This is a genomic window from Streptomyces fulvorobeus (assembly GCF_013167895.1).
Lineage (GTDB): Bacteria > Actinomycetota > Actinomycetes > Streptomycetales > Streptomycetaceae > Streptomyces > Streptomyces fulvorobeus.
Window position 1 is genome coordinate 5,154,610 of the sequence record NZ_BLWC01000001.1, and the last position, 14,815, is coordinate 5,169,424.

Consider the following 14,815-nt stretch of genomic DNA (forward strand, 5'->3'; position numbering starts at 1 on the left):
TGCGAGGCGGGCATGTGAGCGCCATGCCGTGTTCACCATGTGGATACGGTGTGGTCCACCCGTCGGTACGCGTGGCCGGTTCCGACCTGTGCTCACGAGCTGCTGCCGCAGCTGGAACCGCCGCCCCCGCCCCGCAGCTGGAACCGCCCCCGCTGCTGGAGCCGCCTCCGCAGCCGGCCCCGCCTCCGCAGCCGGCCCCGCCTCCGCTGCTCCCTCCGCAGCCGCCGCCGGGGCCGGAGCCGCAGGAGGACCCGCCGCCTCCGTCCCCGCCGGAACTCCCGCAGCTCGCGCTGCCGGGATGCGCCCCTGCGCACCACACCACCGGCACGAGGAGTGCCGAGGAGTCCGCGGACGCGTACGGGGCGAACCCGGGGCTCCCTCCGGTGGTCCTGACCCGGGCGGCGGCGTACAGCTGGGCCTGGAGTCCGGGGTCGGGCAGCGCCCGCAGCCCCAGCGTGGCCACCAGCTGGGCCGGGGTCATCCAGTGGGCGTACGCGGCCCGGTAGCCCTCGGCCGCCCGCCGGCCCGCCGCCGTGATCCGGCGCCGGGTGGACGAGGCCACGAGCATGCCGGTCAGGGCCCCGACGAGCAGGACGGGCAGCACCTTCACGATGAAGGGGAACGGCGTGTCTGAGTAGCCGTCGTGCGCGGCGTACTGGACGAAGGTGAGCACCAGGCAGACCGGCAGGGCCGCCAGGCATCCGAGACCCTGGGCGAGCGACCACACGCGCAGCGGACGGTTCGTCGCGGGGGCGACCAGCAGGCCGCGTCCCGCCAGCCCGTCACCGGTCTCCTGCACGGCGGGGTGGCGCATCACGGCGGCCCGCAGCGTGGGCAGGGCGCCGCTCGGGGCCGCGGCGAACTCCTGGAGCACGGCGCGCTCCACCGGATCGCGGGCCTCGTACCGCAGGACGGCGACGATGCCGGGGCCGCCGATGGCCAGCCGTCCGTCCGAGTGCATCGCGGTCAGCGCGGTGTCCACCACCCGGGCGGGACCGCCGTTGAGGAACGCCGCCTCGTACAGGTCGTGCACCGGGGAGGCGGCCCGGGCCGTCGAGCGGCGGGCGGAGACCGCGCGGGTGACGAGGAGGACCGACGCGGCGAGCACGGCGAGGTTCAGCAGGATGGCGAGAGCGTTCACCGGGTCACTTCCCCACGAGAGCGGCACGGGCCGCGCGTACCAGGCGGACGGAGCGGCGGGGCGGACGCGGATCGACGCACCCCTGCCACCAGCGGGTCAGCCGCCGCCGGGCCACGGGGTCCGCCGGAAACCCGTCGATCAGCAGCCGCTCCGCGAAGTCCACCGCGTCGCGGCGGTACCCCTCGGACATCGGATGGGTCCTCGCGTAGTCGACGAACGCGCGGCGGTAGCCGTCGCCGAGGATCTCCGGCAGTTCCGGAGCCACCTTCGCGACGACGTCGGCCCGCTTGGCGGCCAGGGCCCGGCTCTGCACCCCGAGCCGCCGGTGGTCGAAGCCCTCCGGCGCCGGGGTGCCGGCCACCAGCGCCGAGAGCAGGGCGGTCTGCGCGACGGCGCAACGGTCCCGCGCGCCCTCCACCGGGGCCGCGGCCCGCCGGGGGCGCTCCTGCGCCTTTGGCCGTACCGCGCCCGCCCGGGAGGAGGCAGCCGAGGCCGCCAGGGTCGTGCGGATCGCGTCCAGTTCGCCCGCGAGTCCGGCGGCGGGCGGGAAGGCGTCGTCACGCTCCAGCAGGACACCGGGCGGGTCGACCCGGGAGCGGAGCTCGGACAGGATGTCGAGCACCGGCCGCGTCACCGGGTGTGCGTGCGTGTCGTGCCAGACCCCGTCCTTCTGGACGCCGCCCGCCACATGGACGTACGCGATGGCCTCGACCGGCAGCTCGTCGAGCGCCGTGGCCGGGTCCTCGCCGCGGTTGACGTGGTTGGTGTGCAGGTTGGCGACGTCGATCAGCAGCCGGACCCCGGTGCGCGCGACGAGTTCGGCGAGGAACTGTCCCTCGGTCAGCTCCTCGCCCGGCCAGGAGATCAGCGCCGCGATGTTCTCCAGGGCCAGGGGTACGGGCAGCGAGTCCTGGGCGATCCGTACGTTCTCGCACAGGACGTCCAGGGCCTCCCAGGTGCGGGGTACGGGCAGCAGGTGGCCCGCTTCGAGCCTCGGCGACGCGGTGAGCGGCCCACCGCCGCGTACGAACGCGATGTGCTCCGTCACCAGGGGAGCGCCGAGCAGCGCGGCCCGCGCCGCCAGGTCCGCGAGGCGGCCCGGGTCGGGCCGTTCGGCGCCGCCGAGCCCGAGGGAGACGCCGTGCGGGACGACGGTGACGCCGCGCTCCCGCAGCCGGGTCAGCGCCTCCGGGGGATGGCCGGTGCAGATGTTCTCCGCGACCGCCTCGACCCAGTCGATGCCCGGCAGCGCCGCCACCGCGTCGGCGATCTCCGGCCGCCAGCCGATCCCGATTCCCAGCCTCATGTGTGTCCCCCAGATGGTTCCCGTGCGGGGGTGATGGCCCCGGCGGGCAGCGCTGAATCCCAACAGGGGGACGTTCAGAGCTCGATCTGAGGTTCCCGGCGGGCGCCGCCCGAAGTGCGTGGGTGTGCGCGGGGACGCGGGGATGTCCGGTCAGCGGCGCAGCGCGGGGTGGTCGGCGACCACCGTGCAGGACCCCGGGGCGATCTCGGTGAACCCGGCGTCCCGTACCACCGGCAGGCCGCTGACGGTGAGCTCCCGCCAGCGCGCCGGGTCCGCGGGGGCCACGGCGAGCGGGAATCCGGTCTCACGCCACGCCTTGCGCTCGGTGTCCGACAGCTCCCACCAGGCGAGCTGGGCGCCGTGCCCGGCCTGGGCCATGGCCTTGCCCGCCGACATGTCGAGGCCGGGGTTGAGCCACAGCACGGGACCGGCCGGGTCGGGCGCGGCCGGGGACTCGGGGTCGTCGAGATCCGTGCCCGACACCTGGAGCCTGGCCAGTTCCTTCGGCCAGCCGTCCAGCGGCACCGGCGGGAAGACCCGCACCTCGGCGCTGTCGCCGGTGACGGTGATCCCGGGCAGGGCGGACGCCTTGCGCCACTCGGCGCCGCGTGCCCGGCGCACCACCTTGCGGATGCGGGTGTCCTGCCAGTCCCGCATGGGCTGGGCCCACTCGCCCTCACCGAGCGAGCGCTCGTCGGAGAGAATCGTGAGCACGGCACGCGCGGCGGTCCGCAGGGCGTCGGTACGGGCCGGAGGCGCCGTCTTCTCGATGTGCGCCACCAGCGGCAGGACGAACTGGGGGGCCTCGCCGGGGCCTGCGGGGGAGGCGCCGGCGGACTCGGATGCGGGGATGTCGTTGCTGCTCACCCGCCAAGTCTGCCAGGCGGGGATGGCGTGCTTCTTGGCGGAAGGGAGGAGTCCGGGTGAGGATGCTCCGCATGAAGAGCGATCTCTTTTCCAGCGAGCACATGGTCCAGGCAGCCACCGTCCCCGGAATGACCCTCCAGAACAGCAAGTCCATCAAGTACGCGGTCAACGGTGAGATGCACGCGCGCCAGGGCTCGATGATCGCCTTCCGCGGCAGTCTCCAGTTCGAGCGCAAGGGCCAGGGCATCGGCGGCATGCTCAAGCGCGCGGTCACCGGTGAGGGGCTGGCGCTCATGGCGGTCCGCGGGCAGGGCGAGGCGTGGTTCGCCCACGAGGCGGCGAACTGCTTCATCGTGGAGATGGAGCAGGGCGACGTCCTGACCGTCAACGGCCGCAACGTCCTGTGCTTCGACGCCACCCTGGCGTACGAGATCAAGACCGTGAAGGGGGCCGGGATGACCGGTGGCGGCCTCTTCAACAGTGTCTTCAGCGGTTACGGGAAGCTCGGGCTGATCTGTGAGGGCCAGCCGCTGGTGATCCCCGTGACCGCCGGGCAGCCGGTGTACGTCGACACGGACGCGGTCGTCGGCTGGAGCGAGCGGCTGACGACCTCCCTGCACCGCTCGCAGAGCTTCGGCTCGATGGTGCGCGGCGGCTCGGGCGAGGCCGTCCAGCTGATGCTCCAGGGCGAGGGGTTCGTGATCGTACGGCCGAGCGAGGCCAAGCCCGAGAAGGCGTCGGCCGGGTGAGCCGCGAGACCCCCGCGCCGGAGCCGGTGGCCACGGGCACCGACGCGGGTCCTCCGTTCGCCGGGTGCGTGCTGTGCGGCGAGCCGACCGGGTATCCGGAGTCGGCCAGGGGCGTCACCCTGTGTCCGGTGTGCGAGTGGCGGGAAGCGGAGCGCACGGCCTGTTCCGGCTGAGCGTGATCGCCCTCGTGCCGCTCCCTCGCCGACCCGCGGACTCAGCCCCGCATCAGCTCGGAGACCTTCACGAACCGGTAGCCACGCGCGCGCAGCTCCGGCACCACCCGTCCCACGGCCTCGTCGGTCACCGGTGCCGCGCTGCGCGTGCAGTGCATGACCACCAGCGAACCCGGGGTGACCCCCGCGAGCACCTGCTCGGCCACCGCGTCCGCGTCCTTCGCGAAGGCGTCACCGCTGACGACGTCCCACTGCACGGCCGTCACCTTCTCCGACGCCAGCGTCCGCAGCGCCGCCTCGTCGTAGCAGCCGCCGGGGAAGCGGAAGTACGGCACCACATGGCGCGCCCCCGCCTCCCGGAACGCTGCGAACGCCCGCCGGACGTCGTCGCGCATCTCCGCCTGCCGGACGGCCGGCAGGCCGTAGCAGGGGGAGGCGAAGGCGTGGTGCCGGTACGAGTGGTTGGCGATCTCGAACAGCGGGTCCGTCCCGATCGAGCGCGCCTGCGCCGGATACTCCCGCGCCCACCGGCCCGTCATGAAGACGGTCGAGGGGACTTTGAGCCGGCGCAGCAGGGCGATCAGTTCCGGGTTGTCGAAACGCTCGCCCGCGGCCGCGCGCGGCCCCTGGTCCGCGGTCATGTCCGCGTCGAAGGTCAGGGCCACCACCTTGTCGCGCGACCCGGCGCCCTTCCCGGTCGTGCGGGGGCGGCGCTCGAAGACCGGGGTGAGTCCCGCCGGACCCGGCGCCATGGTGGGCGGCTTCCGCCCGGCCGGGAGCGACGCGAGCGCACCGGCCGGAGCGGAGGGAGAGGCGGAGGAGCGCCCGGGGCGGAAGTTTTCGGTACGGGAACGCTCCTGGCCTCCGCAGCCGGAGAGGCTGCTGCCGAGTACCGCCCCCAGAACGGTCAGTACCGTCATTTTCCATACAGAATTGATCACTCTCGGAACGTAACCGATCACCCCGAGGTGATCCGCCGGTGGCGCTCCCGCACCGCCGGGCGGGCCCCGTGGTTCAGCCGGTCAGCGCCAGGGCCCTGTCACGGCGAAGGTCGTCCCGGGCGTGTAGCAGTTGAGATACATCGTCAGGCCGTCAGGCGAGAAGGTCACTCCGGCGAACTCGCCCCACTCCGGCTCCTGCGGGGTCCCGGTGTTCTGCCGGCCGCGCGCCATCGTGTACACCTCGCCCCGCCGGGTCACCCCCAGCACGTACTGGGCCCCGTTGCCGTCCTCGCACACCATCAGCCCGCCGTCGGCCGACAGGCAGATGTTGTCGGGGGACTCGCCGGGCAGCTGGATGTCCGTGTCCGGGCCGAAGACGACCACCAGCGTCAGGCGCCGGCGCCCCGGCTCGTACCGCCACACCTGTCCGTAGTGGTCGCCCGCCGAGCCCTCCGAGCGGCGCGCGAAGCTGGAGACGAAGTAGACCGACGAGCCGCCCCAGTAGCAGCCCTCCAGCTTCTGGGCGTGCGTGATGCCCTTGGGGCCGAAGTCCTGGAGTCTGATCGGGGTTCCGGCCGCCAGCGGATCGGGGACGGGCACCCACTCGACCCCGCCGAAGCTCGCCCCGGTCTCCTGGACGGCGGAGAGGTCGGGCACACCGGGCACCCGCATGGCCTCCAGCGCGCCACCGGCCCTCAGCGAGCCGTGACCGCCCAGCGGCTTCTCGGGCAGAAAGCGGTAGAAGAGGCCGAACGGCCGCTGGAACGCGTCCTCCGTCTCGTACACGGTCCCCGAGCGCGGATCGACGGCGACGGCCTCGTGCTGGAAGCGGCCCATCGCGGTGAGCGGTACGGCTCCGGTGCGGCGCGGATCGGCGCCGTCCACCTCGAAGACGAAGCCGTGGTCCTTGGTGTAGCCGTTCGTACCGGCCTTGTCCTCGGTCTCCTCGCAGGTCAGCCAGGTGTTCCAGGGGGTCGGGCCGCCCGCGCAGTTCACCGCCGTACCGGCGATGGCGACGCGTTCGCCGAGGACCGCGCCCCGGCTGTCGAGCTCAAGGGCCGTACAGCCGCCCTTGGCCGCCTGGTCGTAGGTGAGGCCGTCGACGGTGGGCACGCCGAGCGCGGCGGAGGCCCGGTTCTCGTGGTTGCGTACGAGGTGGACCCGCCCGCGGTGGCCCCGGAAGGCGGCCATTCCGTCGGGGTTGCCGGGGACGAGGCCCTCACCCGAACGGAGTGGGTCGCCCTGCCGGGAGAGCACCCGGTAGCGGAATCCTTTCGGCAGATCGAGCAGGCCGTCCGGATCGGGGACGAGGGGGCCGTGACCGCGGTGGCCCACGGCGGCGGATGTGCCCGCGAAGAGTTCGGAGAAGGCACCGGCGAAGGCGACCGAGACGGCGGCCGCGCCGCTGCCGGCCAGAACCTGACGGCGTGTCGCGGGGCGTGCTGATGATGAGGATGAGGACATGAGGCGACTCCCTGTTGGCGGACAGTGAAGTGACCCGCATGTGTGTACCACGCGTGTTGCCGCGCGGGAAGCATGCGGGTCACTGAGCCTCATGACGACGCCCGGGACAGCGGTGGTCCCAGGGGCCCGTGGGTCAGGCCAGGGAAGCGGAGAGCGTGATCGTCGTGCCCGTCAGAGCCTGGCTGACCGGGCAGTTGAGCTTGGCGTCCTCGGCGGCCTTCACGAACGCCGCCTCGTCCAAGCCGGAGACCTCGCCCTGGACGGTGAGGTGGATTCCGGTGATGCCCGTGCCGGGCTGGAAGGTCACCTCGGCCTGGGTGTTCAGCCGGGTCGGCGGGGTGCCGGCCTTGGACAGTCCGGCCGAGAGCGCCATCGAGAAGCAGCTGGAGTGCGCGGCGGCGATGAGCTCCTCCGGGCTGGTCTTGCCGTTCGCCTCCTCCGCGCGCGACGGCCAGGAGACCGCGTACTCGCCGATGCCGGAGGAGTCGAAGGTGACGACGCCCCCGCCCTCGACCAGGTTGCCTTCCCAGACCGTGTGCGCCTGACGCGTGGTAGCCATGCTGGATTCCCTTCAAACGGTGTGCGCGGATATACCGGCTGTACGGGCCTGCCGAAGGCGACCCGTACGGCGGTACATCCCCGAACCTACTGCGCCACCAGCCCCTTTGCGTCACGCGCCAGTGCTGTCAGCCGGGAGATGGCGCGGAAGTACTTCTTCTGGTACCCCCCGTTCAGCATCTCTTCGCCGAAGAGCTTGTCGAAGGGGCACCCCGAGGCGAGCACCGGGATCTCCCGGTCGTAGAGCCGGTCCGCGAGCACCACCAGCCGCAGGGCCGTCGACTGGTCGGACACCGGCTCCACCCCCGTGAGGCAGACCGCGCTGATGCCCTCCGTCATCGCCCCGTACCGGCTCGGGTGGACCCGCGCCAGGTGGTCGAGGAGACCGGGGAAGTCGTCGAGCGCCGCACCGGCCGTGGCGTACGCGGCCTCGGTGACCTGCCCTTCGGAGTACGGCGCGGGCGCCTCGGGCAGTCCGCGGTGGCGGTAGTCCTCGCCGTCGATCCGCAGCGGCCGGAAGTGCGCGGAGAGCCCCTGGATCTCACGGAGGAAGTCGGCGGCGGCGAAACGGCCCTCACCGAGCTTGCCCGGCAGGGTGTTGGAGGTGGCGGCCAGCGCGACGCCCGCCTCCACCAGCCTGCTGAGCAGCGAGGAGACGAGGACCGTGTCGCCCGGGTCGTCGAGTTCGAATTCGTCGATGCAGAGCAGCCGGTGCCCGCTGAGCGTCTGCACGGTCTGCTGGAACCCCAGCGCGCCGACCAGATTGGTCAGCTCGACGAAGGTGCCGAACGCCTTCAGCGAGGGGGCCGCGGGCGTGGCGTGCCAGAGGGAGGCCAGCAGGTGGGTCTTGCCGACCCCGTAACCGCCGTCGAGGTAGACCCCGCGCGGCCCGGCCGGAGCCGCGGGCGCCTTGCGGCCGAACCACCTGCGCCTGGCGGTCCCGGCGGCGTGCGCACCGCCGAGCCCGTGCGCGAACTCGCTCAGTACCCTGACCGCTTCGCTCTGGCTCGGCTGGTTCGGGTCGGGGACGTACGTCTCGAAGCGCACCGAGTCGAAGCGCGGTGGCGGCTCCATCTCGGCGACCAGGCGGTCGGCGGGGACGCGCGGCTCACGGGCGCAGAGCGAATGCGGGGCGGCGTCGGGTATGGGGCTCTGCCCCGGAACGGCGGTGGATGAGGACACAGCTCGCCACCTTAAGCGCCATGCCAGACTGGATCACATGCGACGCCTGCTCCCTGTGACGGACCTGACAACCGACGAGACCGCTTCGGCCGCCGGGGAAACCGCCCCGGCGAGCACCGCCGGGACCGCCGGGTCCGCCGGTGGCGAGTGGGGTCTCGGCCGTCTGGCCGACGCCTACGCCTATCCCGAGGTGGACGGTCCGTGGCTGCGCGCCAACATGGTGTCCACCCTGGACGGCGCCGCCCGGCACGACGGCCGCTCGCAGGGCATCTCCTGCGCGGCCGACATGCGGATCTTCGGCACGCTGCGCGGGCTGGCCGACGCGGTGGTGGTCGGCGCGGAGACCGTGCGCCTCGAGGGCTACCGCCCGGCCAGGGCGCGGGAAGCCTTCGCCGCCCGGCGCGCGGCGGCCGGGCAGGGTCCCGCTCCCGCGATCGCCGTGGTGAGCGCCGGCCTCGACCTGGACTTCTCGCTCCCGCTGTTCGCCTCGCCCCTCGTCCCGACCCTGGTCCTGACGGGCGCGGGCGCTCCCGCCGACCGCGTCGCCGAGGCCGGGCGCGCGGGCGTCCAGGTCGTCATCGCCGGTGAGGGCTCCGCGGTCGCCCCCGGGCGGGCGGTACGCGAGCTGGCGGCCCTGGGCCTGACCCGGCTGCTGACGGAGGGCGGGCCGCGGCTCCTGGGCCAGTTCGTGGCGGCCGACGTGCTGGACGAGCTGTGTCTGACCGTCTCCCCGATGCTGTCCTCGGGAGACGCGCAGCGGATCGCGGTGGGTCCCCCGGTGAGTGTGCCGCAACGCTTCGCCCTCACCTCGGTGCTGGAGGAGGAGGGCTTCCTCTTCACCCGGTACCGCCGGGACCGGACGCATGCCGACGCACGTTCCGACAAGTAACGGAATTTCCCGTTCCCATTAGTTTCGGGTGGGCACACTAACCTCTGCAGACCCCGTGCCGGTACGGGGAAGGATGGTTTCAGCAGCGACCACCCCGGTCGATGAAGAGAGCGGAAGGGCGCCTGTCGTGTTCACAAGCGTTTTGATGATCGAGAAGCCCCTCACCCCGGAGGACGTGGAGTTCGTCACCACCCTCCACGGCGAGGAGCGGACCTCGTTCGTCGTACTGATGCAGCCGCGGGGCGACCAGGCCGACGTACTTTTGCGCGCGATCGACGACGTGGCGATCGGCGAACTGAAGGAGGCGGTCCGCGAGGGCGGGAAGCCGGAGGGCAGGGCCGCCCGTGAGCCCGCCGAACTCGCTCTCGAGTACTCGCTCCGGGCGCTGCGCGAGGCCGGCTCGGACGCCGTCGGACAGGTCGTCGAGGAGCACCCCCTGGACAAGCTGAAGACCGTGGTCGACGAGGCGGGCGCGGACGAGGTCATCGTCCTGACGGCCCCGCACTACGTGGAGGAGTTCTTCCACCGCGACTGGGCCTCCCGGGCCCGTCACAAGGTCGGCGTACCGGTGCTCAAGCTCTTCGCGCACAGCGAATAGGCTGGGGGACCGTTACTAGCCTCGACCCTGGGAGACACACGCATGGCACCCGGAATTCCTGCCGCCCTTGAACGACCGCACTTCATCGGCATCGGCGGCGCCGGAATGTCGGGCATCGCGAAGATCCTCGCCCAGCGGGGCGCGAAGGTCGCGGGCAGCGACGCCAAGGAGTCCGAGACCGCCGGGGCGCTGCGGGCGCTGGGGGTGACGGTGCACATCGGGCACGCCGCCGGTCATCTGGCCGACGACGCCACCTGTGTGGTCGTCTCCAGCGCCATCCGCTCCGACAACCCGGAGCTGGTCCGCGCCGCCGAGCTGTCCGTTCCCGTCGTGCACCGCTCCGACGCGCTCGCCTCCCTCATGGTGGGCCTGCGCGCGATCGCCGTCGCCGGCACGCACGGCAAGACCACCACCACGTCGATGCTGGCCGTCGCCCTGTCCGAGCTGGGCCTGGACCCCTCGTACGCCATCGGCGGCGACCTGGAGGGCCCCGGCACCAACGCCACGCACGGCGGAGGTGAGATCTTCGTCGCCGAGGCCGACGAGAGCGACCGCAGCTTCCAGAAGTACGACCCCGAGGTCGCGATCGTCCTCAACGTCGAGCTGGACCACCACGCCAACTACGCCTCGATGGACGAGATCTACGACTCCTTCGAGACCTTCGTCGGCAAGATCGTCCCCGGCGGCACCCTGGTCGTCTCCGCCGACCAGCCGGGCGCCGTCGAGCTGGTCCAGCGGGTCCGCGACATCTCCAGCCTGAACGTCGTCACCTACGGCTCGGGGCCGGCCGCCGACGTGCGCGTCCACAAGGTCACCCCGCGCGGCCTGACCAGCGAGGTCACGGTCGTCCTGAACGGGAAGTACCTCACCTTCACCGTCTCCGTGCCCGGCAGCCACTACGCGCACAACGCGGTGGCCGCCCTCGCCGCCGGGGTGGCCCTCGGCATCCCCGCGCACAACCTCGCCTCGGCCCTCGGCAAGTACACCGGGGTCAAGCGGCGCCTCCAGCTCAAGGGCGAGGCGGCGGGTGTCCAGGTCATCGACTCCTACGCGCACCACCCCACCGAGATGAGCGCCGACCTCGAAGCCATGCGCGGCGCCGCGTCCGAAGCCCGGCTGCTCGTCGTCTTCCAGCCCCACCTGTTCTCCCGCACCCAGGAGCTCGCCACCGAGATGGGCCAGGCACTCGCGCTCGCCGACGCCTCCGTGGTCCTCGACATCTACCCGGCCCGCGAGGACCCGGTCCCGGGCGTCACCAGCGCCCTGATCGTCGACGCGGCGAAGGCCGCCGGAGCCGACGTCGTCGCCGTCCACGACAAGGCGGCGATCCCCGAGGTCATCGCGGGAATGGCCAAGCCCGGTGACCTCGTTCTCACCATGGGAGCGGGCGACGTCACCGACCTCGGCCCGCGCATCCTGGACCACCTGTCGAGCTGAGGGAGCCACTGTGGCGTACGACATCGAGAAGCCGGACGAGCAATGGCGGGCGGAGCTGTCCCCCGCGGAGTACGCCGTACTGCGCCAGGCCGGCACCGAACCCGCCTTCCGGGGCGAGTACACCGACACCAGGACCGAGGGCGTCTACTCCTGCCGGGCGTGCGGCGCCGAGCTGTTCCGCTCCGACACCAAGTTCGACTCGCACTGCGGCTGGCCGTCCTTCTACGACCCGAAGGACACGGACGCGGTCGAGCTGATCCGGGACAGCAGCATGGGCATGGTCCGCACCGAGGTGCGCTGCGCCCGCTGCGGCTCGCACCTGGGGCACGTCTTCGAGGGTGAGGGCTATCCGACCCCCACCGACCAGCGGTACTGCATCAACTCGATCTCGCTGACCCTGGCGCCCGACGAGCGCTGAGCGGGACGCCGGTCGTAGCTCCGGCTGCTGAAGCCCCGAGCCCCGGTTCAGTCCCCTTCGGGGGTCTCGGGGCGCAGCAGCGGGTGCAGGACGCCGGGGAAGACCCGGGCCCGGACGACCGGCTCCGCCGAGCCGCCCTGGATGACGGTCTCGGCGACGCCCCAGGGGCGGTCGGCCAGCCGCACGGTGAGGGTGTACGAGGCCGGGCAGCCCCTGCACTCGTAGCGGTCGGCCCAGACACCGACGTCGGTGACACTGCCCGGGTACCGCTTCACGTGCCGGTACGTGGCGTGGCAGCGCTCGCACGTCTCGCCGGGCTCGCAGGTCCCGCCGCACGGGCAGGGCACGTCGGGCGAGTCCGCGGGGCTCCAGCGCTGGACGAGCACCGCTTCCCGGGTGGCGCCCATGTCCTTCATCGCCTTGAGGTTGCGGGCGGCGACGTTGTAGGACTCGCCGGTGGCGGCCATCCGGTCCCGGATCACGTCCTTGCGTCCACGGTTGGTCGTCATGTGTTCCTCCTGGGTTTCACGCAGCCCGCCAGGAGGCCCACGAGATAGCTACTCCCCACGGTACCTGCCCCGGCGGCCCGCGATTCCCCATGCGGCGGCCGCGCCGAGAGGTGCGGCGCACTCATCAACGCTCAGCCCCGCCGCACCCGCCCCGAGAGCTTGCGGCCGAGCCGCCCGAGGGTGCTCGGCCGGTTCCACGCCCTGAACGCGTCGGCCCGGCCGCTGCTGCCCGCACTCTCCACGGCCTGCTCGACCTCCTTGAGGCGGGCGGGCGCAAACGTACGTACGGCGGGGCGCAGTACGTCACGGAGCAGCGCGTCTGCCGTGGTGTTCCACACCGGGCCCGCGTGCGGGTACGCGGTCCAGACGCCGAAGCAGTCGGCCGCGTACCCGGCGTCGGAGCGCAGCCGCTGGGCGACGGCCTCCGTACGGGCCGCCCGCTCGTACGCCGCGACAAGGTCGGTGTCCTCGCTGTGCACGAACGCGTACAGCTCGGCCTCCGGCCGGTCCTGCGCCAGCAGCCGCAGGGCCAGGGCGCTGAACGCCCGCTCCCGTACGGCCGGTTCCACCGGCTCGGCCTGGGCGCACAAGGTCCTGGCCCGCTCCACCCAGCCCTCGCCGGCCGCCCCCGAACCCACCTCGCGCGCGAAGTCCAACAGCAGCAGCGCCCCGCGCACCCGCCCCCCGATCTCCTGCGGGAAGCCGCGCAGCAGGTCGTGCGTGAGCACGGCCGCCTCCGCGTCGTCGGCGGACGCGGCGAGCGCCGCGTCGACGAGCCGCGCCCACGTACCGGCCGTCCGGTGCGCGTCCGATGTGGCCGCGTCGAGCAGCAGCCGCGCCTCCCCGGTCGTCGGAGCGCGGTCCCCCCACACCAGCCCGGCGGCGGTCCGCAGCACCATCGGCTCCGCGAACGGTGAGAGCCCGGCCGCCCGCAGCACCCGGTGCCACACGGCCGCCCGGTCGCCCCCCAGCGTGGCCCGGGCCCCGGCCGCCTCGGCGCACATCCGCAGATGCGGAAGCGACTGCGTCCCGGTGAACGGCAGCGTCACCCGGCCCAGCAGCTCCTCCACCGCGCCCGGATCGTCCGGCGCGATCCGGTCCAGCGCGCCGAGCAGCGCGGTCCGCACGTCGAACTGCTCGCCCAGCAACTCCAGCAGCGCGGGACCGAACTCCGGATCGTCATCGGCGAGCAGCGCGGGGGCCAGCCGCCGTACGACGGTGGGCAGGAACTCCGCGCAGTCCACGTCCAGCAGCCGCGCCACCCGTAGCAACTGCACCGTCCGCGCCACGTCACCACTGGCCGCTGGCGCACTCAGCTCCGCCCGGATCTCCGGTCCGAGCACGGACCCGACCGCCTCACCTTCCGGACCGGCGAACGCGGAGCGGCCGGGCAGCTCCAGCGAACCGTTCCCCCCGCGCACCGCCTCCGTGACCAGCATCGCCGCGAGCGGCACGGTCGTCGTGAGGGGCGAGCGCCCCTCCAGCGCCCCGAACAGCCGCCCCAGCGCGTCGAACTCGGGCCCGCTCCGGTCGTCGACACCGGGTGACGTCAGCGCCTCGACCAGTTGCCGCGTCTGCTTGGCGTCCAGCGCGTACGGCCGCTCGGCGGCCCAGTCGGCGGCAGCCGCCCGTTCGTCGGCGCCGAGCGCGATCCCCGCGCACAGGGCCGTCACAGCCAGCGGACCCGCGGCGAAGGGCTCCCCGGGCAGCTCGCCCGCCTCCTGGAACAGCTCGGGCGACCGGCTCCGCCAGATCCGCGCTGCGGTCTCCGCCCAGGCGTCGCCCGAAGCGGCCTGCGGGCGGGCCCCGGTGCACGTGTGCACGCGCAGGCCGCCGTCCAACTCGGCCGCGTCCGCCGGGAGTACACCCACCACCCGGTGCGGCGCGAGGCCCGGCCTGCGGGTGTACGTCGTGAACGTCAGCCGCTCCGCACTCTCCCGGGGCAACGCGGCCCCGGCCAGTGCGATCCACCGCGCCACGTCCGCACTCTGCCGCTCGACGAGCACCACCGGTGACACCACGGGGCTCTCCTCGCTCACCCGGCGCAGATCCGCGAAGACGGAGGCGAGCCACGGACTGCGGGAGACGGCGAAGTCGCCCAGTCCCGCACGCACCGCCCCGTGCCCCGGCGGCAGACTGCTGAGCGGATCGGGTATCGCGCCGCCCGGCGTCACGGAGACCCACTGCGGCGACCTCCACGCGTCCACCGGCAACCGGCCGCCCGTCAGCCGCGTGTCCACGGGCAGGTGCACCGCATGGGCGTGGAACCGTACGGGCGCGGAGCCCGCCGCGCGCACGGGCACCGCGCGGCAGAGCAGCCGACTGCCGTCGGACAGCTCCGAGAAGCTGAACGCCTGGGGCAGGGACCACAGTTCGGCGTCGGTGGGCAGGAAGGGGACGTCGGCCGGAAACTCGTATCCGATCAATGGCTCGATCTCGTCGAGCAGCGCCGCCGAGATCCCGGGACCGACCGCCGTGAACCGTCCTGCCGAAGCCTCGCCGCCCGGCACGGCGGAGGTGTAGTGCAGCTGTGCCAGGCTCATGCGTCGCCCTCTTCGTCCCTGCCGCGAGCGTCCCCGTTTC

The 14,815-nt window shown here is 73.1% G+C and carries 15 protein-coding genes and 1 pseudogene; 7 read left to right on the forward strand and 9 right to left on the reverse strand.

Going from position 1 to position 14,815, the window contains the following annotated elements:
• Positions 1-50 precede the first annotated feature (50 nt).
• Entirely contained in the window at positions 51-506 is a 456-nt protein-coding gene (locus Sfulv_RS31250; protein ID WP_305961381.1) for a hypothetical protein, read from the forward strand.
• Here Sfulv_RS31250 and Sfulv_RS31255 read toward each other — a convergent pair.
• From Sfulv_RS31255 to Sfulv_RS23120, 3 genes and pseudogenes are all read right to left on the reverse strand, one after another.
• A pseudogene (locus Sfulv_RS31255) lies at positions 494-1,168 on the reverse strand (TIGR04222 domain-containing membrane protein); the annotation flags it as partial. The gene Sfulv_RS31250 and the pseudogene Sfulv_RS31255 sit on opposite strands and share 13 nt — an antisense overlap.
• Positions 1,146-2,447, reverse strand: coding sequence for an MbnB/TglH/ChrH family RiPP precursor modification enzyme (locus tag Sfulv_RS23115; RefSeq protein ID WP_173316440.1), 1,302 nt, complete (start codon positions 2,445-2,447; stop codon positions 1,146-1,148). The gene Sfulv_RS23115 and the pseudogene Sfulv_RS31255, both read right to left, overlap by 23 nt.
• Positions 2,448-2,597: 150 nt before the next feature.
• Positions 2,598-3,314, reverse strand: a complete 717-nt coding sequence (locus Sfulv_RS23120) for a peptidyl-tRNA hydrolase (protein ID WP_173316441.1) — start codon at positions 3,312-3,314, stop codon at positions 2,598-2,600.
• A gap of 71 nt (positions 3,315-3,385) precedes the next feature.
• On the opposite strand from Sfulv_RS23120, the gene Sfulv_RS23125 reads away from it, so the two are divergent.
• Both Sfulv_RS23125 and Sfulv_RS23130 read left to right on the forward strand, forming a co-directional pair.
• Entirely contained in the window at positions 3,386-4,063 is a 678-nt protein-coding gene (locus Sfulv_RS23125; RefSeq protein WP_173316442.1) for an AIM24 family protein, read from the forward strand.
• Positions 4,060-4,236: a hypothetical protein gene (locus Sfulv_RS23130; RefSeq protein ID WP_173316443.1), complete on the forward strand. Its 177-nt coding sequence runs from the start codon at positions 4,060-4,062 to the stop codon at positions 4,234-4,236. The genes Sfulv_RS23125 and Sfulv_RS23130 overlap by 4 nt, the downstream gene beginning before the upstream one ends.
• A 41-nt stretch (positions 4,237-4,277) precedes the next feature.
• On the opposite strand, the gene Sfulv_RS23135 is transcribed toward Sfulv_RS23130, so the two are convergent.
• From Sfulv_RS23135 to zapE, 4 genes are all read right to left on the reverse strand, one after another.
• A complete protein-coding gene (locus Sfulv_RS23135) occupies positions 4,278-5,156 on the reverse strand; it encodes a polysaccharide deacetylase family protein (protein WP_173316444.1) in 879 nt (292 codons plus the stop codon).
• A 102-nt stretch (positions 5,157-5,258) separates the two neighbouring features.
• Positions 5,259-6,641: an alkaline phosphatase PhoX gene (locus tag Sfulv_RS23140; RefSeq protein WP_173316445.1), complete on the reverse strand. Its 1,383-nt coding sequence runs from the start codon at positions 6,639-6,641 to the stop codon at positions 5,259-5,261.
• A gap of 133 nt (positions 6,642-6,774) precedes the next feature.
• Positions 6,775-7,200, reverse strand: coding sequence for an OsmC family protein (locus Sfulv_RS23145; protein WP_173316446.1), 426 nt, complete (start codon positions 7,198-7,200; stop codon positions 6,775-6,777).
• Positions 7,201-7,286: 86 nt separating this feature from the next.
• Entirely contained in the window at positions 7,287-8,381 is a 1,095-nt protein-coding gene (gene zapE / locus Sfulv_RS23150) for a cell division protein ZapE (protein WP_173316447.1), read from the reverse strand.
• 37 nt (positions 8,382-8,418) lie between these two features.
• Here zapE and Sfulv_RS23155 point away from each other — a divergent pair, with 37 nt between their 5' ends.
• From Sfulv_RS23155 to msrB, 4 genes are all read left to right on the forward strand, one after another.
• Entirely contained in the window at positions 8,419-9,270 is an 852-nt protein-coding gene (locus Sfulv_RS23155) for a pyrimidine reductase family protein (RefSeq protein ID WP_173316448.1), read from the forward strand.
• 145 nt (positions 9,271-9,415) lie between these two features.
• On the forward strand, positions 9,416-9,868 hold the full coding sequence (locus Sfulv_RS23160; protein ID WP_173316449.1) for an indole-3-glycerol phosphate synthase: 453 nt from the start codon (positions 9,416-9,418) through the stop codon (positions 9,866-9,868).
• 42 nt (positions 9,869-9,910) lie between these two features.
• Positions 9,911-11,305, forward strand: coding sequence for a UDP-N-acetylmuramate--L-alanine ligase (murC, locus tag Sfulv_RS23165; RefSeq protein ID WP_173316450.1), 1,395 nt, complete (start codon positions 9,911-9,913; stop codon positions 11,303-11,305).
• Between the two features lie 10 nt (positions 11,306-11,315).
• Positions 11,316-11,723, forward strand: coding sequence for a peptide-methionine (R)-S-oxide reductase MsrB (msrB, locus tag Sfulv_RS23170; protein ID WP_173316451.1), 408 nt, complete (start codon positions 11,316-11,318; stop codon positions 11,721-11,723).
• Between the two features lie 47 nt (positions 11,724-11,770).
• On the opposite strand, the gene Sfulv_RS23175 is transcribed toward msrB, so the two are convergent.
• Positions 11,771-12,232 carry a hypothetical protein gene (locus tag Sfulv_RS23175; RefSeq protein WP_173316452.1) on the reverse strand — a complete coding sequence of 154 codons (462 nt, stop codon included), beginning with the start codon at positions 12,230-12,232 and terminating at the stop codon, positions 11,771-11,773.
• Between the two features lie 131 nt (positions 12,233-12,363).
• A complete protein-coding gene (locus Sfulv_RS23180; protein ID WP_173316453.1) occupies positions 12,364-14,775 on the reverse strand; it encodes a GTPase-associated protein 1-related protein in 2,412 nt (803 codons plus the stop codon).
• Between the last annotated feature and the right edge of the window lie 40 nt (positions 14,776-14,815).

Excerpts from the sequence above, each read along its gene's own strand:
- Sfulv_RS23145 (WP_173316446.1), bottom strand. The coding sequence starts at position 7,200 with ATGGCTACCACGCGTCAGGCGCACACGGTCTGGGAAGGCAACCTGGTC.
- Sfulv_RS23115 (WP_173316440.1), bottom strand. The coding sequence starts at position 2,447 with ATGAGGCTGGGAATCGGGATCGGCTGGCGGCCGGAGATCGCCGACGCG.
- Sfulv_RS23135 (WP_173316444.1), bottom strand. The coding sequence starts at position 5,156 with ATGACGGTACTGACCGTTCTGGGGGCGGTACTCGGCAGCAGCCTCTCC.
- Sfulv_RS23175 (WP_173316452.1), bottom strand. The coding sequence starts at position 12,232 with ATGACGACCAACCGTGGACGCAAGGACGTGATCCGGGACCGGATGGCC.
- Sfulv_RS23125 (WP_173316442.1), top strand. The coding sequence starts at position 3,386 with ATGAAGAGCGATCTCTTTTCCAGCGAGCACATGGTCCAGGCAGCCACC.
- Sfulv_RS23160 (WP_173316449.1), top strand. The coding sequence starts at position 9,416 with ATGATCGAGAAGCCCCTCACCCCGGAGGACGTGGAGTTCGTCACCACC.
- Sfulv_RS23180 (WP_173316453.1), bottom strand. The coding sequence starts at position 14,775 with ATGAGCCTGGCACAGCTGCACTACACCTCCGCCGTGCCGGGCGGCGAG.
- murC (WP_173316450.1), top strand. The coding sequence starts at position 9,911 with ATGGCACCCGGAATTCCTGCCGCCCTTGAACGACCGCACTTCATCGGC.
- Sfulv_RS23155 (WP_173316448.1), top strand. The coding sequence starts at position 8,419 with ATGCGACGCCTGCTCCCTGTGACGGACCTGACAACCGACGAGACCGCT.
- Sfulv_RS23140 (WP_173316445.1), bottom strand. The coding sequence starts at position 6,641 with ATGTCCTCATCCTCATCATCAGCACGCCCCGCGACACGCCGTCAGGTT.